Annotated in this window: 14 protein-coding genes; 5 read left to right on the forward strand and 9 right to left on the reverse strand. The window is 74.1% G+C overall.

Going from position 1 to position 20,491, the window contains the following annotated elements; genetic code table 11:
* Positions 1 to 371 precede the first annotated feature (371 nt).
* From WMF27_RS04890 to WMF27_RS04905, 4 genes are all read left to right on the forward strand, one after another.
* Positions 372 to 593, forward strand: a complete 222-nt coding sequence (locus WMF27_RS04890; RefSeq protein ID WP_437761413.1) for a hypothetical protein — start codon at positions 372 to 374, stop codon at positions 591 to 593.
* A complete protein-coding gene (locus WMF27_RS04895; protein ID WP_437761412.1) occupies positions 557 to 2,644 on the forward strand; it encodes a PhoX family protein in 2,088 nt (695 codons plus the stop codon). The genes WMF27_RS04890 and WMF27_RS04895 overlap by 37 nt, the downstream gene beginning before the upstream one ends.
* An 8-nt stretch (positions 2,645 to 2,652) precedes the next feature.
* A complete protein-coding gene (locus WMF27_RS04900) occupies positions 2,653 to 4,305 on the forward strand; it encodes a hypothetical protein (protein WP_437761411.1) in 1,653 nt (550 codons plus the stop codon).
* 384 nt (positions 4,306 to 4,689) lie between these two features.
* The gene (locus WMF27_RS04905; protein WP_437761410.1) at positions 4,690 to 6,075 is read left to right on the forward strand and encodes an MATE family efflux transporter; all 1,386 of its coding nucleotides are present in this window, start codon (positions 4,690 to 4,692) and stop codon (positions 6,073 to 6,075) included.
* Between the two features lie 76 nt (positions 6,076 to 6,151).
* Here WMF27_RS04905 and panD read toward each other — a convergent pair whose 3' ends face one another.
* From panD to WMF27_RS04950, 9 genes are all read right to left on the reverse strand, one after another.
* A complete protein-coding gene (gene panD / locus WMF27_RS04910) occupies positions 6,152 to 6,541 on the reverse strand; it encodes an aspartate 1-decarboxylase (protein WP_437761409.1) in 390 nt (129 codons plus the stop codon).
* A 140-nt stretch (positions 6,542 to 6,681) separates the two neighbouring features.
* Positions 6,682 to 7,848 carry a hypothetical protein gene (locus WMF27_RS04915; protein ID WP_437943888.1) on the reverse strand — a complete coding sequence of 389 codons (1,167 nt, stop codon included), beginning with the start codon at positions 7,846 to 7,848 and terminating at the stop codon, positions 6,682 to 6,684.
* A complete protein-coding gene (locus WMF27_RS04920; protein ID WP_437761407.1) occupies positions 7,824 to 8,000 on the reverse strand; it encodes a hypothetical protein in 177 nt (58 codons plus the stop codon). The genes WMF27_RS04915 and WMF27_RS04920 overlap by 25 nt, the downstream gene beginning before the upstream one ends.
* 208 nt (positions 8,001 to 8,208) lie before the next feature.
* Entirely contained in the window at positions 8,209 to 9,276 is a 1,068-nt protein-coding gene (locus WMF27_RS04925) for a metallophosphoesterase (protein WP_437761406.1), read from the reverse strand.
* A gap of 92 nt (positions 9,277 to 9,368) precedes the next feature.
* On the reverse strand, positions 9,369 to 9,914 hold the full coding sequence (locus WMF27_RS04930) for a DUF1232 domain-containing protein (protein WP_437943889.1): 546 nt from the start codon (positions 9,912 to 9,914) through the stop codon (positions 9,369 to 9,371).
* Between the two features lie 168 nt (positions 9,915 to 10,082).
* Positions 10,083 to 11,162 carry a dipeptidase gene (locus WMF27_RS04935; protein ID WP_437761404.1) on the reverse strand — a complete coding sequence of 360 codons (1,080 nt, stop codon included), beginning with the start codon at positions 11,160 to 11,162 and terminating at the stop codon, positions 10,083 to 10,085.
* 4 nt (positions 11,163 to 11,166) lie between these two features.
* Positions 11,167 to 12,510 carry a protein kinase domain-containing protein gene (locus WMF27_RS04940; RefSeq protein WP_437761403.1) on the reverse strand — a complete coding sequence of 448 codons (1,344 nt, stop codon included), beginning with the start codon at positions 12,508 to 12,510 and terminating at the stop codon, positions 11,167 to 11,169.
* A gap of 107 nt (positions 12,511 to 12,617) precedes the next feature.
* Positions 12,618 to 15,173, reverse strand: a complete 2,556-nt coding sequence (locus WMF27_RS04945; protein WP_437761402.1) for a transglycosylase SLT domain-containing protein — start codon at positions 15,171 to 15,173, stop codon at positions 12,618 to 12,620.
* 129 nt (positions 15,174 to 15,302) lie between these two features.
* Positions 15,303 to 15,704, reverse strand: coding sequence for a c-type cytochrome (locus tag WMF27_RS04950; protein ID WP_437761401.1), 402 nt, complete (start codon positions 15,702 to 15,704; stop codon positions 15,303 to 15,305).
* Positions 15,705 to 16,324: 620 nt separating this feature from the next.
* On the opposite strand from WMF27_RS04950, the gene WMF27_RS04955 reads away from it, so the two are divergent.
* On the forward strand, positions 16,325 to 20,485 hold the full coding sequence (locus WMF27_RS04955; RefSeq protein WP_437761400.1) for a PAAR-like domain-containing protein: 4,161 nt from the start codon (positions 16,325 to 16,327) through the stop codon (positions 20,483 to 20,485).
* Positions 20,486 to 20,491: the final 6 nt, after the last annotated feature.

The following is a 20,491-nucleotide window of genomic DNA, read 5'->3' on the forward strand; positions in this document are numbered from 1 at the left end:
CGACGACGGCCGCGCGGTCATGACGAGCAGCGCGGCTCCGCCGGTCCTCTGAGGGCATCTTCGCCGTGGCCCCGGCGCGTGGCCGCCTGTCGTGCGGTGCTCATGACACGCCCGATCGAGGGTCAGGCGATCTCTGACAACAACTCGTCGCGTGAGGGACATTGGGGCGCCACCGTCATCAGGCATCGTCTGCGGCCATTACCCCGGCGGAGACGAGGAAATGATGACGAGGCGGACCCTGAGGACGACGTTGCTTCTGGTGCTCGCTGGCGGTCTTGCCGCGATCGGGAGCGGTTGCGGCGAGGATGGCGCGAAGGGCGCGCCCGGGGCGCCCGGTGAACAGGGCGCACCGGGCAAGGACGGCGCGAACGGTGAGCAGGGAGAGCCCGGGGAGCAAGGGGAGCCCGGAGCGCCTGGTGAGCCCGGAGCGCCTGGTGAGCCCGGGGAGCAAGGGGAGCCCGGAGCGCCTGGTGAGCCCGGAGCGCCTGGTGAGCCCGGAGCGCCTGGTGAGCCCGGAGCGCCTGGTGAGCCCGGGGCGCCCGGCGAGGACGCGCCGGTGTGGAGCAGCGCTGCGAACCTCGGGGACTACGTGAGAGAGCGCGTCGCGCTGTTCGCCGCCGGCACCTTGCCCGAGGGCGAGCAGTTCCCGCTCCGCGCGGCCGCGACCGACACCATCCGGGCGCTCGCCGGCGTGCGCTCCGACATCGTGGTGACCTGGCTCGATCCGCTGACCGTCAGCACCGCGCCGGAAGCGCCCCGCTTCGGCGCCAACAACGATTACACGGCGTTCTTCGGCGAAGGGTGGGCCGCCACCGCGGGCGACGCGCCGCAGTGGAACGGCTCCGCCACCGCCGGGTGGCTCTGGGTCAACCACGAGTACGTCTCCGGGCGGAGCCCGACGGTCAGCTCCGCGCCGACAGGGCAGCACCTCACGCTGGCCCGGCACCTGCGCAAGCTCGGCGTCCTCACGAACGACGTCGAGTCGAACGTCTGGTCGCAGGCGGACGTCGACACCTATATCCGCTGGGAAAAGAAGGAGGTCGGCGGCTCCTGGCTCCGCACCGTGCAGGACCCGGCGACGGGCGCATGGTCGGTCGACCGGAGCGCGACCGCCGTCCGCTACGACGCCACGAGCAAGACGCTGAGCCGCGTCGCGGGGCACGAGCTCTCGAGTCCGGGCCACGACGACACGACCGGCGCGGCGCTCGCGGGCGGGCTCGTGGCAGGCATCATGGGCGACTGCGCCGGCGGGCAGACGCCGTGGGGCACGGTGATCACCGCCGAGGAGAACGTGCAGGACTACTACGGTGATCTCGAGGCGAGCTGGTCGGGCGATCAGCGGTTCCTCACCGGCCGGGGCTTCGACCCGGGCGCGCCGGTGAGCCCGGTCTTCGAGGCGAGCACCAGCGCGGAGTTCGGGCGCATCTCCGATCCGAACGGCCGGCAGCCGCGCGACCATTACGGTTATCTCACCGAGATCGACCCGGGCCAGCCCGCGGGCGAGTACGACGGCAAGACGCAGCCGGGCACGGGCCACAAGAAGTTCGGGTTCATGGGCCGCGCCCGCTGGGAGGCCGCGACGTTCGCGGTCGACGACGCGTGGAGGCTCGTGCCCGGTCGGCCGATCGTGGTCTACGGGACCGACGATCGCCGCGGCGGCCGCATCTACAAGTACGTGACCAGCGGCACGTACACGGCCGGGATGACGCGGGCGGCGATCCGCGCGCTGCTCGACGAGGGCAAGCTCTACGCGGCGCACATGGCCGGGCTCGACAACACGACCGGCAACACCCTGGTCGCGACCCACGCGGCCCCGACCGAGGCGGCCCCGGGCACGGGGCAGTGGATCGAGCTCTCCGTCGACAGCGCCGCGATCGCGCCGAACGCGGCCGCGCTCGGCGACCCGGCCAGGACCGTCGGCGACGCGCTGCGCGACGTGACCTGGAACCGGATCGGCGGCTTCCAGACGGATTACGACGTCTGGCGCGCGCTGTTCACGGTGAGCAACAAGGTCGGGATCATGGAGCTGAACCGGCCCGAGGACATCGAGTGGAACCCGCGCGATCCGAGCGGCACGCCGCGCATCTACGTGGCGTTCACCAACCACACGGGGCAGACGTCGCTCGATCAGGGCGGCGCGGTCTTCGATCCGGCGACCCACGCGACCCAGTCCCCGAAGCGCGCGGACGCCGTGGGCTCGATCTTCGCCCTGGAGGAGTCCGACCCCGCGAACCCGGGCGCGTCGACCGAGTTCCTGTACTTCGAGGTCTGGCACGGCTCGAAGGGGCAGGGCGACTTCGACGCCTCCTGCCCGGACAACCTGCTCCTCGACCGCGATGGCGGCGTGTGGTTCGGCACCGACGGCAACTTCGGCGTGGCCTCGCACGCGGACGCCTTCTACTACCTCGATCTCGACCCCGCCCACCGCGCGGGCCAGCCGGGCGTGACCCAGCCGAGCTTCGGCAAGGCGTTCCGTGTCGTGGGGCTGCCGAGCGACGCGGAGGCGACCGGCCCGTCCTTCACGCCCGACATGGGCACGATCTTCATGTCGGTGCAGCACCCCGGCGAGAACGCGTACAGCACCTGGCCGAAGGGCGACGCCTCCCTGTCGAGCGTCATCGCGGTCACCTTCCTGCCCGAGTGATCCCCTCGATGCCCGCCCGCCGCGCGCGCCTGCTGTCCGCGCCCCTGGCCTTCGCGGCGGTGTCCGCCGTCCTCGCCGCGGGCGCGCGCTGCGGCGGGGGCGGCTACGACCCGCTCGCCACCGCGGTCGCGCGCGCCGGGCACGCGGGCAACCCCGAGGCGTCGATCCCGCCGATGTGTTACGCGACCACGGCCAGCGGCGCGAACGGCTGCTGGACGTGCCACACGATCGGGATCGGCCCGAACACGCTCGCCGATCACGAGCTCCAGCGCGAGTACAGCTTCTCGGACGCGGCCCGGAAGAACCCCTGGACGAACCTGCTCGACGACCTCTCGGCCGCCGCCGCCCGGACGAGCGACGCGGAGATCCTCGAGTACATCCGGGAGGACAACTACGCGCCGCTGCGCGAGGCGCTCGCCGCGCGCCGGGATTACCCGGGTTATGTGCCGGATCTCGACCTCGGCGCCGGGCTCGACGAGGAGGGCTTCGCGCGCGACGGGAGCGGCTTCCGCGCGGTCCGCTACAAGCCGTTCCCCGGCAGCTTCTGGCCCACGAACGGCAGCGCCGGCGACGTGTTCCTCCGGCTGCCGGCCGCGTTCCGCGAGGACGCCTCGGGCGCGCCGTCGCGCGAGGTGTACAAGCTGAACCTCGCGCTGCTCGAGGCGGCGATCGCGTCGCCGTCGCCCCTGCCGAGGGAGGGCGCGGCCGGGCCCGCGGAGGCGGCCGCCGGGCGGGAGGTGGAGCCGGTGAGCGAGCTCCTCGCCGGCTTCGATCTCGACGGCGACGGCGCGCTCGAGCCCGCGGTGACGCGCGTCGTCCGCCTGCCCGCGCGGTACGCCGGCGGGGCGGCCGGCGTCCCGCTGCGGGCGTGGCTCTACCCGCGCGGGGCGGAGCTCCTGCACTCGGTGCGGTACCTCGACCCGGATCGCCCGGCGCTGCTCGCCGCGCGGATGAAGGAGCTGCGCTACGCGCGCAAGGTCGACGAGCCGGACGACTGGGCGATCGCGCGCGCGTACGAGCGCGAGGCGGAGGAGAAGGACGAGGGGCAGCCGCCGTTCCACCCGGGCGGGCCCGAGGTCGGCCTGCGCAACGCGTTCGGCTGGCAGATCCAGGCGTTCATCGAGGACGAGCAGGGCCGGCTGCGGCTGCAGACCGCGGAGGAGCACCGGGCGTGCATGGGCTGCCACGGCGCGGTGGGGGTGACGGTGGATCACACCTTCTCGCTGGCGCGCAAGGTGCCCGGCGCGGCCGGATGGCGGCACCAGGACCTGCGCGGCATGCCCGACGTGCCGCAGGCCGGCCACGCGGAGCCGGAGGTGCTGACCTACCTGCGCCGCGCGCGCGGGGCCGACGACTACCGCGGGAACGCGGAGATGCTCGCCCGCTTCTTCCCGGGCGGCGCGCTGGATGAGGCCGAGGTGCGGCGCGGCGCGCCCGGCGGCGACCGCGATCTCGCGTACCTCGTGGCGCCGTCGCGCGAGCGGGCCCTCCTGCTGGACAAGGCCTACCGCGCCCTGGTCCGGATGCAGCGCTTCGAGGCGGGGCGGGAGGTGGCGCTCGGGCCCGCGACGGGGATCCTGCGCGTCGTGGAGGGCGAGTCGACGGGCCTCGGCGAGGCGCAGCGCGTGTACCTCGACGGTCGGGCGCACCTCGCCTGGTGAGGCCTGGGGCGCGGGCGCGAAGAGGGCGGGGCGACGCGTGGCGGGAAGAAGAAGAAAAAACGCAAAGACGCAAAGACGCAAAGACGCAAAAAAGAGAGAGGAATGATTGAGCACTGCTGGGTGCAGGGCGTCGTGCCGAAGCACGGAAATGTGCTGTCTGCCCAAGACGAGGCCCGGAGCTGGGAGAGGTTCCATCTCTCTCCCTTGCGTCTTTGCGCCTTTGCGTCTTTGCGTTTTTTTCTCGTTCTTCTCCTCTCGAACCGGCTCGCTTGTTTCTTGATAAGCTTGTGTAACTGTTGATCTTTTAGAACTTCACCCCACCTCCGGCGAGCGCTCCCACCCCGGCGCGCTATGGTGGCGCCCCTTCCTCGAGCCGGTGAACCCTTGAACCTTGCTTCCGCCCCTCTCGCCGCGGACAGCGCGCCGTCCGAGCTGCGCGTCCTGGCGCGCCTTGCGCTGCCGATCGCGGTGGCGCAGGCGGGGCTCGTCGCGATGGCGCTCGTCGACGTCGCGATCGTGGGGCGCGTCTCGGTGGACGAGCTCGCCTCCTGCGCGATGGGGAGGACGATCGTCCACACGAGCAACGCGCTCGGGATGGGCGTCTCGGCCGCGGTCGAGCCGCTCGCGTCGCAGGCGATCGGCGCCGGTCGCCCGGGGCTGGCGTGGGCGGCGCTGCGCGCGACCCTGCGCGCGAGCCTGCTCGTCAGCGTCGTCGCGTTCGGGGCCGCGCTCGCGGCGACCTTCGCGCTCGCGCCCATGGGCGTCGATCCGGCGCTCGTCCCCGGCGTGCGCCGGTACATCCTCGGCCACGCGCTGTGGATCTTCCTCTGGCCGGTGTTCCTCGCCGGGAAAAACTTCCTCCAGGCCCACGGCGCGACGCGGCCCGCGCTCGTCGCCGTCATCGCGGCGAACGCGGTCAACGTCGTGGCCTGCAACCTGATGGTCCGCGGCGACGAGGCGCTGCGCTGGGTGGGCCTGCCGCCGCTCGGCCTGCCGCAGCTCGGCGCGCTCGGCGCGGGGCTCGCCGCGAGCCTCGCCAGCGCGGTGCTGTCGTCGATCGTGCTCTTCGCAGCGGGGCGCCGGCGCGCGGCGCCCCGCGAGCAGGAGGGCGCGGTGCCGGTGGCGGTGGTCTACCGGCTCGGCGTGCCGATAGGGTTGCAGCTCCTCGCCGAGGTCGGCGTGTTCGGGATGACGGCGCTGCTCGCCGGGCGGCTCGGCGCGACCGTGGTCTCGGCGCACCAGATCGCCATCGGGCTCGCCTCCTTCACGTTCATGGGCGCCATCGGCGTCGGCGGCGCCACCGCCGTCCGCGTGGGGCACGCGGTCGGCGCGGGCCGGTCGCCGCTGCGCCCCGGCCTGCTCGGTCTCCTGCTCGGCGCCGGCCTCATGTGCGTGAGCGCCTCGATGTACGCCGCGTTCCCTCGCGCCCTCATCGGCGCGTTCACCCCGGACGCCGACGTCCTCGCCATCGGCGTCCCGCTGCTCCGCATCGCCGCGCTCTTCCAGCTGTTCGACGGCGTCCAGGCGGTCGCCGCCGGCGCGCTGCGCGGGGCGGGCGACGTGCGGTTCCCCTTCTGGGCCAACCTCGGAGCCCACTGGGCCTTCGGCCTGCCGCTGTCGATCGGGCTCGCCTTCGGGCTCGACCTGGGCGTCCGCGGGCTCTGGTTCGGGTTCACCGCGGGGCTCATCGCCGTCGCGGGGGGGCTCTCGGCGCGCTTCGTCCGGCTGGCCCGCGCGCCGCTCGCGCGGGCGCTGCCGCACGCTGGGTGACGCGCGCGCTCCGCTGGTTCGCTGGGCGCGCGGCGCCGGCGCCCCCGGGCGAGGCGCCCGGCCGGCCCGCGCACGCTCAGTTGGGCGCGAGCGGGCCCGGCGTCTCGGGCGGCTGGTCGGCGAGCGGCCGGTTGTGCCCGTCGACGCGGAGCACGCGCGGCGTGTGCCGCCGCGCCTCGGCGTCGTCCATGTCCGCGAACGTCGCGATGATCACGAGGTCGCCGGGCTGATTGAGGTGCGCCGCCGCGCCGTTGATGCACACGACGCCCGAGCCGCGCGCCCCCGCGAGCGCATACGTGGTCAGCCGGGAGCCGCGCGTCACGTTCCAGATGTCGACCGCCTCGTACGGCAGGATGTCGGCGGCCTCCAGGAGGTCGGCGTCGATCGTGACGCTGCCCTCGTAGTGCAGATCCGCGTGGGTCACGGTCGCGCGGTGGATCTTGCTCTTGAACATCCGTCGGTTCATGCGTGATGCCCTCTGCCCTTCCCGGCCAGGGACGGCGGCGCGCGCCGGGTCGAGCGCGCGCCGGGTCGAGCGCGCCCGCGGGCGAGGCGGGCCTCCCTCGCCAGGGAAGGGACGGGCTACCTCATGCGTGCAGGCGGCGGTCAGTCAAGGAACAATCGCTGCCGCAGGAGCCGGCCGCCCGCCAGGTGGATGGCGTCCTCGTCGGGCAGCGGGTCGTCCGGGCCTGGCAGCGCGTCGGGGTGGCCGACCACCAGGACGACCTCGCAGGGACCCACCGCGACGCCCCGGAACAGCTCCTCGCGCGTGCCCGAGATGCGCCCGCCGCCGGCGCCGTCCAGCGCCAGCTCCACGGACCACGGGCGCGCGCTCCCGCCCTGCACCAGAAAGGCCCTTACCGCGACCGGCGCCGGTACGCGCGTGCCGGGCGAGAGCGCGATCGTGAGCCTTTCGCCCCTGCCGACGTGGCGCGGGCTGCCCGGCCCGCGATCGCCCCGCTGTGGGCCGTCGCCGAGGGTCGTCGCGATCGTGTAGTCGGGGAGCGGGGCGGCGCCCGGCGCGAACGGCGCGGGCCGCAGCGCGAGCAGCGACACGAGCGCCGCCGACACGACCCAGCCGACCACGCCCACGGCCGCCCGGGCCCGCGCCGCCGGAGCCGTCCGCCGCGCGCTCCGCCGCTCGACGAGCAGCTCGGGGTGCAGCAGGCCCTTGCGCGGCGGCCTGGCGAGGGCCTCCGCGCCGTCCTGCGCGCCCTGGGCAGGCTGCCCGGGCGCCGCGCTCGAGCGCGCATCGCGCGGCGGCTCCGATGTCCCGGGCGGCACCGATTCTCCGTCGATCGTGCGACAGACCGGCGCGTCCGTGGTGGACGGCGCGCTCGTCCCGCTGAGCGAGTCGGCGTCCGCGCCCAGCGGCGCGGCATCGGCGACGTCGCTCGCCTCCTCCGCGTCGCAGTCCCACTCCTCGGGGCACCGGAAGCGGATCCCCGACTTCCGATCGACCGCTGGACGCGCCAGCGAAGGCGGCGCGGGCGCACCACCGCGCGGCTCCCGGAGCTGGGCGAGGAGCTGGTCGGCGAGCCGGGCGCGGGTCTCGTCATCGAGGGGCGGCCGGACTTCGCGCTCCTCCCGCCCGGCGCTCGCGCGCGCCGCGGTGTTCGCGGCGTCTCCCGGAGCGTCTTGCGCGCCCTCCGGGCGCGTCTCTTCGGCGAGCCTGCGCCAGCGCGGATCGGTCGTCGGATCCCGCTGCGCGATGCGCGTCAGGGCGCGCAGCAGCTCGTCGTCGTCCATCAGCCGCTCCCCGCGTCGAGCCACGCGGTACAGCGCTCGACCCGCTGGCGCCGGCTCAGGAGCGCGGGCGCAGCACGGGGGACCGGAAGGGGGGGGCGCCGCTCGCCGAGCGTCAGGGCAGGCACCCCGTCGCTCAGATTCGCCTCGTGGATCAGCGCGAGCGGTCGCTCGGGCATCTGATTCCCTTCCCCTGGGGATCGAAGAACCCCAGTTTGCTATTCACGTTATCCGGTTCTCGCCTCGCCCGTCAATGGAGCTCGGGGCGCACCCGGGGGCCTCTCCCCCGGCGGTTCTTGGCGCGAGGCGTGGGCGTGGCTGTCAACGTGGACGTGGACGACACGCGATCGCATTGCGGACGGCGCTGAAGTTCTCTCACAATTACATCTATTTTTTCGGTTTGGTCGTGCTGGTTGCCTCGGCCGCGTCGGTTGCCTTGGTTGCGTCGGCCGTCAAGACGCGCACGGTGTCACCGACAATCTCCAGCGCCGCTGGTTTTCCGCCGTAATGCGACGCCATGCCGACGTCGATCCGCCAGACCTTGTCGCCGCAGGCCGACGTGGCGCCGTGCCTCTGGACCGTGTGGCCCACGACCATGCGCTTCGCGGACATCGCCGCGAGGGTCTGGTCCAGCGCCGCGCAGGGGGGCGACCCCGGGCTCGGCGGCGGGTCGCTCGAGTAGAGGCGCGCCCACACCGGGCTGTCCTCGGCCGCGATCACGGTCGGGGCGGAGGGGCTCTTCCCCTCCATCCACGCGCGCACCTCGCGGTTGATCCGCGCGACGCCGTAGCGCGTGTGGGCCGGGAGCACGCCGCCGTGCGTGAAGACGGTGTCGCCGACCGTGATGATCACGTCGCGCGCCGCCAGCTTCCTGGCGTAGAGACCGCCGGGGGCGAACGCGGCGGCGCGGGCTCGCGCGGGGGGCGGCACCGGCGCGAGGCGGGGGCCCGACGCGTCGAGCCCGGGCACGTCCTCGAAGTCCTTGAAGCCGCCCTCGGTGACGTAGCGGAAATCGAGCTGGACGTTCATGACCTCGTGGTTGCCGTTCAGCGCGTACACGGCGCCGCCGGCGGCGCGCGCCTCGGCGGCGAGGCGATCGAAGAGGTCGACGATGATCTGCTCGTCGTCGCCGCGGTCGATCTCGTCGCCCGTCTGCACGAGCACGAGCTTGCCGCCGATCCAGCGATCCGCGCCGTCGATGGCGCCCGCGATCCGCAGGGCCGCGCGCGTCGCCGCGAGGTCGCCGTGGACGTCGCCGATGGCGACCACGCGATCGGCGGCCGGGTACGCGTAGGAGCGATCCGCGTCGGGCGGCGGCGCGGCCGGGGCTCCTGTCGAGCGCGAAGGCGGAGAGGTGGCGGCGGGGCTGTGCGCCGTCGAGGCGGGTCGGTCGGCGTCGCAGCCCGCGGCGAGCAGTGCGGCGAGCAGCGCGGTGAGGCGGAGAGCGGCTGACATCGGACGCGATCCTCCGGGGGATGATCGGGGGTGTACCATGGCGAGCGGTGGACGCGCCGTGGCGCGCCGCAGCGGCGCCTCGACGCGCGCGATCAGGCCGGGAGCTTGGCGGAGAGGAATGATTTTAGCTTGATCAGATTCTTCGCGTCACGGCTGAAGCCCGGGGCGGTGTAGCTCGACGCCCAGCCGGTGATCTCGTGCATGAACGAGGTGCGGGCCTGCTCGTCGCCGAGGATGTCGTCGACGGTGCGGCCGCGCGCGGCGCCCTTCTCCAGCGAGCGCACGTAGCCCTTGAGCCGGGCGTAGTCGCCGCCGAGCAGCTCGGCGATGAGCTCCGCGTCGCGGGCGAGCCGCGCGAGGGCCGGCGCCTGGTCGCGCAGCTCCGGGCTCTCCGCGGCGGCGAAGGACGCGGCGACGCGCAGCACGAAGGCGTCGTCGAGGAAGCCGAGATCCTCGATGCCGTCCGGGATGAGGTCGAGCGACTTGAAGAGGTAGTTGAGGCCCCCCGCGAGCGAGCGGCGCGTGGCCTCCGGGCTGTCCGGCGAGGCGAGCAGGCCCGCCAGATCCGTGGCGTCCGAGGCGAGGCTGCGCAGCCACTCGGGGAACGTGTCGAGACAGCGGTCGTCGAGATCGGTCATGGGATCCTCCCGGCGGGAGCCGGAGGGTAGTCCGAGGGGCGCGGCGCCGTCCACGCCATCCATGCAGACGAAGGCGCTCGCCGCCGCTTCGGGCGCCGGGCGCTGCGACCAGGACATCGTCGCCGTCGCGGGCGCGCGTCGCCGTCGCCGGCGCGCCGCGGCCCCCGGCTACGGGCGCGCGCCGCCGGCCGCGCTCGCGCTCTTCGCCTCCATCGCCGGCCGCCAGCCGAGGATGCGCAGCGCGTTCTGCGCGAAGATCTTCACCACGTCCTCGCGCGACATGCCGCGCTGCCTGAGCCGCGCGGCGAGCGCCGGCAGCGCCGACGCGTCGTCGAGCCCCCTCGGCGGGACGATGCCACCGTCGAAATCCGAGCCGATCGCCACGTGATCGACGCCTGCCACGCGGACCATGTGATCGACCTGCGCGACCACGTCGTCGACGTCCGCCTCGCTCGTGCCGTTCACGAAGGGGGCGTGGAAGTTGAGCCCCGCGACCCCGCCGCTCCGCGCGATGAGCCGCAGCTGCTCGTCCGTCAGGTTGCGCGGCCGGTTCGCCACCGCGCGCGCGTTCGAGTGGGTCGCGACGATCGGCGCGCCGCGCGCCGCGGCGATCGGGACGAGATCCGCGAACGCGGCGTCCGAGACGTGCGAGACGTCGATCAGGGCGCCCTGGTCGTAGACGCGCTCGCAGAACCGCTTGCCGAGCTCGGTCAGCCCGTACGCCGCCGGCCCGCCGGTCGCGGACGACGAGAGCCGCGTGTTCTTCGCGTGGTTCGGGCTGATGAGCCGCACGCCGCGCGCGATGAAGCGGTCGATCTGCGCGATGTCCGCCGCGAACGCGCCGGCCCCCTCGATCGAGAGGAACGTGCTGATCTTCCCCGGCTCGGCCCGCGCCGCGCCGAGCGGGAGGAGCACCGGGTTCGCGGCGATGATCGCCTCGATCGTCGCGAGGACCGCGCTGGCGTCCTCGATCTGCGGGCCCTCGGGGCGCGCCTGGTCGGGCAGGTAGATCGGCAGCACGATGCCGAGGTAGTGGCCCGCGACGAGCGTCTCCCTGCGGGCGTGGCCTTCGCCGAGGCGCCTGTCGCGCCCCTTGAAGTGGACCTGCCAGGGCACGTCGACGTGCAGATCGACGACCGGCACGGGGGGCTCCGCGGGCGGGTCGCCGAGCGTGGGCCGCGGCGCGCCCAGGGCGCCGGCGGCGCAGGTGACGGCGAGCAGGGCGCGGACGCGGGCGCTCCCGTTCACGCGCTCACCCGCTCACCAGCACGCCGAGCGCGAAGCCGACGCCGAGGCACACGAGCCCGATGAGCCCCACGAGCCACCAGGCAGCGCCCTCCGAGCCCCCGCCCTCGGCGGCCAGGGGGACCTCCACGACCCGCACGTCGTAGTGGCCGCCCGTGAGCGTCGGCGCGCCGGCGGGCTGCTGCGCGCTGATGTGGGTCGGCCTGTTGGTCACCGAGAAGGTCGCCGTGGGCGCCACCGACGGGGACGCCTGGATGGGCGGCGCCGTCATGCGCGGCGGGGGCACCGTCGGGATCCTGGACGCGGCCGGCGGCACGCTCTGCACCGGCTGCGTCACGTTCTGCGGCGGCGGCGCCATGCTCTGCGGCGGCTGGGTCGCGTACTGGAGCGGCTGCGGCGGCGGCAGCGAGGGCAGCTGGTGCGTCAGCGCGGGCGACGCGGGCGCGTCGGGCCGCGCGCTGGGCGTCGCGATGCCCGTGCGGTGCGCGATGGCGCCCAGCGTCTGCGCCATCTCCTCGGCCGTCTGGAAGCGCCCGGCCACGTCCTTGGAGAGGGCGCGCTGGAAGAAGAGGCCCCAGGCCGCGAGGTGGGGCGCGACCTGCTCGATCGGGCGCACCTCCTTGGCGAGCACGGCGGTGAGCCGCGCGAACTCGTTCTCGGCGGGGAACGGCTGCGTCGCCGTGAGCATCTCGTAGAAGATCACGCCGACGCTCCAGAGATCGGCGCGCGCGTCGACGCCCTGCGCGTTCTTGATCTGCTCGGGGCTCATGTAGCCGGGCGTCCCGAGGAGCGTGCCGGCGCGGGTCTTCAGGCCCATTCCGCCGGCCGCGTCCATCACCTTCGCGATGCCGAAATCGAGCACCTTCACGCGGAAGCCCCCGCGCGGATCGCGGATGAGGAACAGGTTCTCCGGCTTCAGATCGCGGTGGATCACCTTGTGGCTGTGCGCCGCCATGAGCGCCTGGAGCACCTCGTGGATGATCGGCACGGCCTGCTGCGGCGGGATCGGGTTGCCCGTGTCGATGTACGCGGCGAGCGGGACGCCCTGCAGGAGCTCCATGACGAGGTAGGGCGTGCCGTCCTCGGCGCGGGTCGCCTCGAAGACCGAGGCGATGTTCTGGTGGACGAACCCCCTCGTCGCCTCCGCCTCGGCGAAGAAGCGGTGGAGGACCTGCTCCTCCTGCGTGAACTCGGGGTGGAGCACCTTGATCGCCCGCTTGCCCTCGCCGCGAAGGCTCTCGGCCTCGTAGACCGCGCCCATACCCCCCTCGCCGAGGAGTCGCAGGATCCGGAAGCGCCCGTTGAGCACGGCGCCCACGAGCTGGTGGGAAGGGCTCGACGGGTCGATCACACGCGGACTCTACCAAAGCTTGAGCGCGGCCAGCTCGCCGAAACCTCGGCGGCGTTTGGCTTCCGGTTCCGCCGGCGCTCCGGCGCGCGGCTCCGCCGGCGCGGCGGTCAGGGCGCGGCGTTCGCCACGGCCGAGCGCGCGGCCGGGCTCGCGGGGAGCGGCGTCCGCAGGGCCTCGCCCGGCTGAGCGCCAGCGTAGAGGAGCTCGTAGACGGCGAGGCTCGTCATCACGCGCTTCGTGTAGAGCCGCGTCTCCTCGTACGGGATGCGCTCGACCCACAGGTCGAAGCTCTGCGAGGGGCGCTCCGCGATCCATCGCTTCGGCGCGCCGCCCCCCGCGTTGTAGGCGGGGATCGCGAGCAGGGGGTTGTCCGAGAACTGGCCGCGCAGCTGCGAGAGGTAGCGGCAGCCGAGCGCGATGTTGACCTCGGGGCGCTTCAGCGCGTTGGCGCTCCACGGCAGCCCGAGCGGCTTGGCCATCCGCTTCGCTGTCGGCACGATGAGCTGCATCAGCCCGAACGCCTGGGCCGGCGAGGCCACCCTCGGGTCGAAGGCCGACTCCTCGCGCATGATCGCGTAGGCGAGGGCCTCGGGGATCCCGCTCCGCTTGGTCTCCGCGGTGACGACGCCCGCGAAGGGGCGCGGATAGGCGAGCTCCCACGCGCCGCGCCAGCGCCCGACCGGGTAGTGATCGACCCACTCGCCCGCGAGCTCGACGGCCGCCGGCGCCGCCATGGCGGTGCGCAGGATGCTGTACGACTGCGGCAGCGCGCCCGCGCGCGCGAGCAGGAACGCCGAGGCCCACATCACCTCGCGCGGCGCCGTCTTGCCTCCGACGCCGAGCAGATCGAGCTCGCGCCGCGCGAGCCTCGCTTCCCCCTGGCGCGCGAGCTCGAGCGCGCGCGTGAACGCGGGCTGCGCGAAGAGCGGGCTCCTGAGCTCGGTGTACGGCGCGCTCGCGTCGCGCTCCAGGGCCGCGGACAGGGCGCGCTCGGCGGCGGCGGGGTCGACGTCGGCGAGCCGCGCGTGGGAGAGCGCCATGTAGAAAGAGAGCGGGTAATCGCGGATCACCTGCTCGAGCAGCGCCTTCCCCTTGTCGGGCGAGCCCGTCTCGATGTGGGCGCGCCCGAGGTAATAGGGGAGCCGGCCGGCGGCGTGGTACGCCCGTTCGTGCGGGAACCGCTCGAGCGCGCGCTCGAGCGGCCTGACCGCGCCCGCCCAGTCGCCGCGCTCCATCTCGAAGAGCGCGAGCTCGAACAGGCCGTCGGCGACCATGTCGCCCGACGGGTAGTCGTCGGGCATGGCGGTGAGCAGCTGCACGAACTGCGCCTGGTCCCCGAGCCCGAGCAGCGCGCGCGCGCCGAGGTAGCGCGCGTCGTCCGCGAGCCGGTGCTCCGGGTATTCCTTCTCGATCAGCGCGAAGCGCGCGGCCGCCTCGGCGTGCCGATCGACGCGGAGCGACGCGCGCCCGGCGTTGTAGAGGGTCTCGGGCCGCCGCGGGGCGGGCGCGCTCGCACCTGCAGCGGGCGTCACGCCTGCGGCGTCGGGCGCGCTCGCGCCCGCGGCGGGCGCGGCCGGCCCGCAGCGCTCGATCGCCGTGCCGAAGAGGTCGGCGGCCTCGGCCCGCCGCCGGAGGCGCCCGAGCGCCTCGCCGCGCGCGGCGAACGCGTCGCAGGCGAAGGCCGAGGGCGCCTGCGCCTCGGGGAGGGCGATCAGCGCGTCGGTGACGGCGAGCGCCTCCTTGTCCTGGCGCGAGGCGAGCAGGGCGCGCGCGCGGGCGAGCAGATCGGCGGGGCCCAGATCGAGGAACGGCTTGCGCCGCGCGAACGGCAGCGTCGACAGGGCCTGGTCCTGGATCTCCTTCGCCTCCCCGGCGCCGGCGCCGCCCGGCGCCTCGTCGATGACGCGCCGGGCGACCCGGATCGCCTCCTCGGCGTGGTCTTGGCTCGGGTGGCGGAGCAGCGCGCGGGCGAAGCGGAGCGCCTCGGGCACCCACGTCGACGCCGGCCAGCTGCGGGAGAGGTACGCGCGCCAGCGCGCGGCCGCGCCCTCGATGTCGCCCTTGTCGGCGAGCGCGCCGGCGACGATGCGATCGAGCTCGTCGGCGATCGCGACGTCCGAGGCGACGGCGCGCGCGCGCGCGAGCGCCGCGTCGGGCTGCCCCGCCCTGGCGAGGAGATCGGCCGCCGCGAACCTCGCGTGATCCGCGAGCGGCCCGCCCGCCGCCGCGGCGGCGTCGTACTCCTTCGCCGCACCCACGGGATCGCCCGCGAGGACGCGCAGCCGCCCGAGCTGGTAGCGGAACGCCGCGGCATCGGCGGGCGACAGGGGCGCCGACAGCGCCTGGGCCATCGCCGCGGCCGCGCCCGCGTACGCCTCCTGCTCGACGAGCTTCTGCACCTGCGCGAGCCGCGGGTCGTCCAGCACGAGGGTGAGGCGCTCGGGGTCGAACGCCGGCGCCTCGCCCGGCGTGCCCGGGACGACGGGCCCCGCCGGCGCTGCGCTCGCCGGGGGCGCCGGCTGCGGGCAGAGCGGCGGGCAGGCCGCCGCCCCGCGTTGCGCGGGGGGCGCGCCGGCGCACGAGGCGCCGAGCGACGCGGTCAGCGCGAGCGTGGCGGCCAGCGCGAGCGCGGCAGCCCCGGAGCGGGCATCCAGCCTGAACATGGCTGCACCATACTCCGGATCGCGCGGTCGCACAGCGATCGAGGCGAGCGGCGAGCCGCCGGCGCGCCCTCTCGTGAGCTGGCGCGCCGGCGTTCGGACGTGAGAGGCGGGCGTGGCGGGGGCGCGGCGTTACTGGGCCGCGTCGCAGGCGAGGTAGACCCGGATGGCCTCGATCGTGTCGTCGGAGAGCTTCGCGCCGATGGGCATCCCGTCCGCGCCATTCGCCCCGCCGATCTGGATCTCCTCGAAGATCTCCTCCGCCTCGGCCCTGACGCTGGCGGGGTCGTCGACGTTGACGTCCTCCGGGGCGTTGATGCGGGACGCGCCCATCGAGGTCGTCAAATGACAGGGCACGCACTGGCTCTGGAGCGCCTGGTAGCCCATGTCCGCCTGCGCGGTCGAGTCGGGCGGACAGTCGCCGAGCGTCGATCCCCCGGAGCTCTCGCCCCCGCCGTCATCGCCGCCGCAACCTTGGAGAGCGCCAATGACAAAGGGCGCGAAGCAGAGCAAGAGCATCGTACGAACGGGCATCAAAGCACCTCAACAGCTTGTTAGGGGAAGGGGAGCGAGCCGGAGCCGAGCCTCCGGCCATGCAGGCCGGCCGGGCGCTGCGCGCCGATGGTGCCTGGGGCCGCGCACCGGGTCAACAAAGACGGAAGGGGGTGAACGGAAGGAAACCGGGATCGCCCGAGGGGCAACCTTGTACACGTTCGAGGCGCCGTGGGTCGTCCGAGGGGGCAACCTTGTACACGTTCGAGGCGCCGTGGGTCGTCCGAGGGGGCAACCTTGTACACGTTCGAGGCGCCGCGGGTCGTCCGAGGGGGCAACCTTGTACACGTTCGAGGCGCCGTGGGTCGTTCGAGGGCGGCAACGTCGTGCGAGGGGCGGCGCCGGCCCCGTCATGTGAAGAGCGTCATCGCGCTATCTCGGGGACACGAGGTCTCCTCGGTGGTGTGACCCGGGCACGGCGCGGCGGCGGCCTTTGGGACCGTGGCCTGCGCGCATCGGCGCCCGCGACAGGATGTCGTGCCGGAGCGCCGGAGCGAGAGATACCGCGTGCGTGACCGCCTCGCATCGGGCCCGCACGGACGTCGCGCCGACATCCTCGTCGTTGTGGCCGGGATTCACCTCGTGCAACGCTCGAGGGCGCCATGGCCAAGGTCACCATCCTTCACATGGACGCAGTCACGGAAAAGTCGGGTCACCAGATGACCGGCATGGCCGTCAGCGTGTGCCTCACGCCCGCGGCACCGAGCCCGGTGCCGATCCCGTACCCGACGATGGGCACCGTGGGCGAGGGGATCATCGATCCATGCATGCGGACCAAGATCGAAGGGGCGAAGATCCTCACGGTCGGCGGCTGCATGAAGGCCTGTCACGGCAACGAGGCGGGCACGCTCAAGGAGGTCGTCAGCCTCAACACGGGGGGGCCGTGCTTTCCCTGGCTGGGCGCGCCCAACGTCCTCATCGAGCTCGGCATGGCCGGCATCACGGGCAGCATGGGCCAGATGAACAAGAGCATCACCGCCGGCGCCGGGGCGAGCGCGAGCAACGCCGCGGGCGGCGGCGGCAGCGGTGGCGGCGGCGGCGGCGGCGCCGGCGGCCCGGGCGGCGGCGGCCCGCAGGGCCCGAGCAACGGCGGCGGGGGCGGCGGCGGAAGCAGCCAGGGCGCGGGCCCGCCGAGCCCACCCGCGCCGCCGGGGGCGGATGGCCAGGCGTCCGCGGGGCACCCGATCGACGTCGTGACCGGGGCCATGTACACGAACCCCGTCGCGGACCTTGAGCTGCCAGGGCCCCTGGTGGTGACCCTGGAGCGGAGCTACTCGACCGCGGCGGTGCGGCATCGCTGCGGCATGGGGTGGGGGTGGTCGCACGATTTCGCCTGGAGCGCTCGGCGCCGCGGCGATGCGATCGAGCTCACCGCGCCGGGCGGTCGCACCCAGGCGCTCGCCTGGCCCGCGCAGGATGTCGTCCTGCTCCTGCCGTTCGGGGTCCGCGTCGCCGCCGTCGGAGAGGATCTCCTCGTCGAGGAGGACGACGGCCTCGTGCGGGTGCTGCGCCGCGCCGCCTCGGAGGACCGCTTCGCGCTCGTCGAGATCCGCGACGCGTTCGGCAACAGGGCGAGCATGGAATGGCGAGGCGATGAGCTCACGGGCATCGTCGATGCCGTCGGGCGGCGCGCCCGGCTCGAGCGCGAGGGGCTCTTCGCCTGGTGGGAGGTGACCGCGATCGACGAGCATGGCACCACGCACACCCGCCGCGCCGTGACCTACGAGCTCGACGGCGCGGGCGATCTGGTGCGGGTCATCGACGCGGGCGGCGCCGAGATCCGGTACCAATACGACGAGGAGCACTACCTCGTCCGGGAGGTCTTGCCCGACGGGCTCGCCTACCACTTCAGGTACGAGGCGATCGACGGCGTCAAACGGTGCGTCGAGACCTGGGGCGAGATCGCCGGCCGCGACGTGCTCGCGGAGCTCGGCGCGCCCCGCCTCCCGGGCGCCCGGGGCATCCACCACACCCGGCTGTCGTATGACCCCGCCCGGGGCAGGACCGTGGTGATCGACGGCGAGGGCGCGACCCACACGTACACGGGCAACGCGCTCGGCCTCGTGACCGTCTATGTCGATCCGCGCGGCCATGCGCGCACCTACGCGTACGACACGATCGGCAGGCTGCTCTCGATCCGCGACGGCGGTGGGCGGACCACGCGGTGGTCGTACAACGCCGCGGGGCACCTCGCGAGCGTCACCGAGCCCGACGGCGCGACGTGGCGCGACGCGGTCGACGCGGAGGCGCAGGCGAGCGTCCGCACGCGGCCCGACGGGAAGAAGACCCGCACCACGTACTGGAGGGGAATCCCCACCGGGAGCGTCGACTGGCGCGGCCGCGACCACGCGCTCGAGTGGGACGCGCACGGCCTCGTGCGTGCGTCGACCGGGCCGGACGGCGCCGAGCTCACCTACGACTACGATGCGCATGGCAACCCGCTCCGGGTCGAGACGCCGGCCGGCGAGGTCTACGAGTACATCTTCGATCTGTTCGGATGCCCCGTCGAGGCGCGCACTCCGAAGGGCGGCGTCTATCGGTTCGCGTACGACTCGCGCTTCGCGCTGGTGCGCCTGGAGGAGCCGAACGGCAGCGTCCTGGAGCTGGAGATCGACGGGAGCCGCCGCATCATCGCGCGCTCCGACGCGAGCGGGATCACGAGGTACCGCTATGTCGCCGGCGCGCTCGTGGAGGTGGTGCGCCCGGACGGCAGGCGATTCCGGCTCGGCTACGACGCTCTCCTGCGGCTCCGGTGGATCGAGAACGCCGCGGGCGAGCGCCATGCGCGCGAGTACGACGGCAGCGGCAACCTCTCCCGCGAGACCTCGTTCGGCGGCTCGACCACGGCGTACGAGTACGACGGCTCGAACCACCTCGTCCGGGCGATCCATGCCGACGGTGCGTGGGTGCGCTACGAGCACGACGGGGCCGGTCGCGTCACGAAGGTCGAGACCTCGGGCGGGCTCGTGGAGGAGTTCCAGTACGATGCGCTCGGCCACCTCACGCGCGCGCGCAACGCCGACGTGATGGTCACGTTCGAGCGCGACGACGACGGCCGGGTCGTCCGGGAGGTCCAGGAGACCGTCGGGTTCGCGTTCGCCGTCTCCCGCCGCTTCGACGACGCGGGTCGCGTGCTGGACCGCCGCTATGCGACGGGGTGGTCCGTCGAGGTGCGCCGGCGCGAGGAAGATGGCGCGCCGGCGTCGCTCGACGTCGCGGCCGCGGAGGCGGATGGGCTCGCGTTCACGCGGGACGCGCGCGGCGAGGCGCGGCGAAGGCGGCTCGACGGGACGCGCGAGCTCGTCTGGTCGCGCGACGTCCAGGGCCTGCCGGAGAGCGTCGCCATCCTGGATGAGCGCGGAGAGCCGGTCAGGGCGCGCGCGTGGACGTGGAGCCGGGTGGGCCCGGTCGCGGCGATCACGGACAGCGAGCGGGGCGCGCGCCAGTACGACCTCGACGTCGAGGGCAGGCCGCTCCGCCTCCACGGCCTCGGCGCCGACGAGCAGTTCGCGTACGCGCCCCAGGGAACGCCGATCCCGTCGCGCGGCCCCACATGGTCGATCGGCGGGGACGGCCGCCCCCTGCGCGCGGGCGGCGCCGAGATCCAGTGGGACGCCCGCGGCCGCCTCGCGGCCCGCGTCGGCCAGGGGCCGCTGCAAACCTGGCGCTACACGTACGACGAGCGCGACCGCCTCGTCGCAGCGGTCCGCGGCGACGGCCTCGCCGTCCGTTACCTGTACGACCCCCTCGGCCGCTGCGTCGCGCAGGCGCACGGCAACGGCGAGAGCACCTGGTTCGGCTGGGACGGCGAGAGCCTCGTCGAGGAGCGCCCGACGAGGGGGCCGTCGATCCAGCGCGTCTTCGACGACGACGGCTTCACGCCGCTCCTCGAGGCGCGCGACGGCAAGGACTGGCGGATGGTCGTGACCGACGCGGCCTCCACGCCCTGGCTCTACCTGCACCGCGACGGGCGCGCGTCGGAGATCGATCTCGGCGCCTTCGGTCGCGTCGCGCACGCGACGGGCGATCCGGGCGCGCTCCGGTTCGCCGGGCAGCGCGCCGACGCGGTGACCGATCTGCACTACAACCGCCACCGCTTTTACGACCCGACGACGCACGTCTTCCTGACCCCCGACCCGATCGGCCTGCTGGGCTCGCTGCAGGAGATCGGGTTCGTCCCCAACGTCACGATCTTCATCGATCCTTCGGGGCTCACGACGATCGTCGTGGGCGCGCCGGGCGACGCGACCATCCAGCAGCATGTCGCCATGATCCAGGCGCAGAACCCTGGCGCTCGCGTGCTCCGGTACGATCAGCTCACGCCGGGCAGCCTGGCGCGAGAGGATCACGTCATCGTATCGACGCACGGCGCGCCCAACCTGGTGGAGTGGGGCAACGGGTACATCGACGGCCGCCAGCTCGGGCAGCGGCTCACGGCGGCGGGGTTCCGCGGCCAGAAGCGGGGGCGAAAGCGGCGCGTCGAGCTGTCCGCGTGCAACAGCGCGACCCCCGGGGCCGGCAACGGGCCGAGCGTGCTCCAGGCCGTCGCGGACGAGACCCGGGCGATGGCGAGCGGCGCGCGTTCGGCCAACCCGGCCGCGACCTACGCGGGCACCACGTCCGTGGGGCCAGGCGGCCACGCGTGGGGCCCCGGCATGATGGCGCCGAACTGGACGGGCGGAACGACGCCGTACGTTCATGATGGCACCTGGGTCGAGACGCGCCCCCGCCCGCAGGGAGGCCGCGGCCGGCGCCGGCGCTGATCGGCC

This window comes from Sorangium sp. So ce281, assembly GCF_051527395.1.
GTDB lineage: Bacteria > Myxococcota_A > Polyangia > Polyangiales > Polyangiaceae > Sorangium > Sorangium cellulosum_B.

Bases quoted from the DNA above. Each gene is read 5' to 3' on its own strand.
- WMF27_RS04920 (WP_437761407.1), bottom strand. From the start codon at position 8,000: ATGCCCGAGCGACCGCTCGCGCTGATCCACGAGGCGAATCTGAGCGAC.
- WMF27_RS04930 (WP_437943889.1), bottom strand. From the start codon at position 9,914: ATGACCGATCTCGACGACCGCTGTCTCGACACGTTCCCCGAGTGGCTG.
- WMF27_RS04955 (WP_437761400.1), top strand. From the start codon at position 16,325: ATGGCCAAGGTCACCATCCTTCACATGGACGCAGTCACGGAAAAGTCG.
- WMF27_RS04925 (WP_437761406.1), bottom strand. From the start codon at position 9,276: ATGTCAGCCGCTCTCCGCCTCACCGCGCTGCTCGCCGCACTGCTCGCC.
- panD (WP_437761409.1), bottom strand. From the start codon at position 6,541: ATGAACCGACGGATGTTCAAGAGCAAGATCCACCGCGCGACCGTGACC.
- WMF27_RS04950 (WP_437761401.1), bottom strand. From the start codon at position 15,704: ATGCCCGTTCGTACGATGCTCTTGCTCTGCTTCGCGCCCTTTGTCATT.
- WMF27_RS04945 (WP_437761402.1), bottom strand. From the start codon at position 15,173: ATGTTCAGGCTGGATGCCCGCTCCGGGGCTGCCGCGCTCGCGCTGGCC.
- WMF27_RS04900 (WP_437761411.1), top strand. From the start codon at position 2,653: ATGCCCGCCCGCCGCGCGCGCCTGCTGTCCGCGCCCCTGGCCTTCGCG.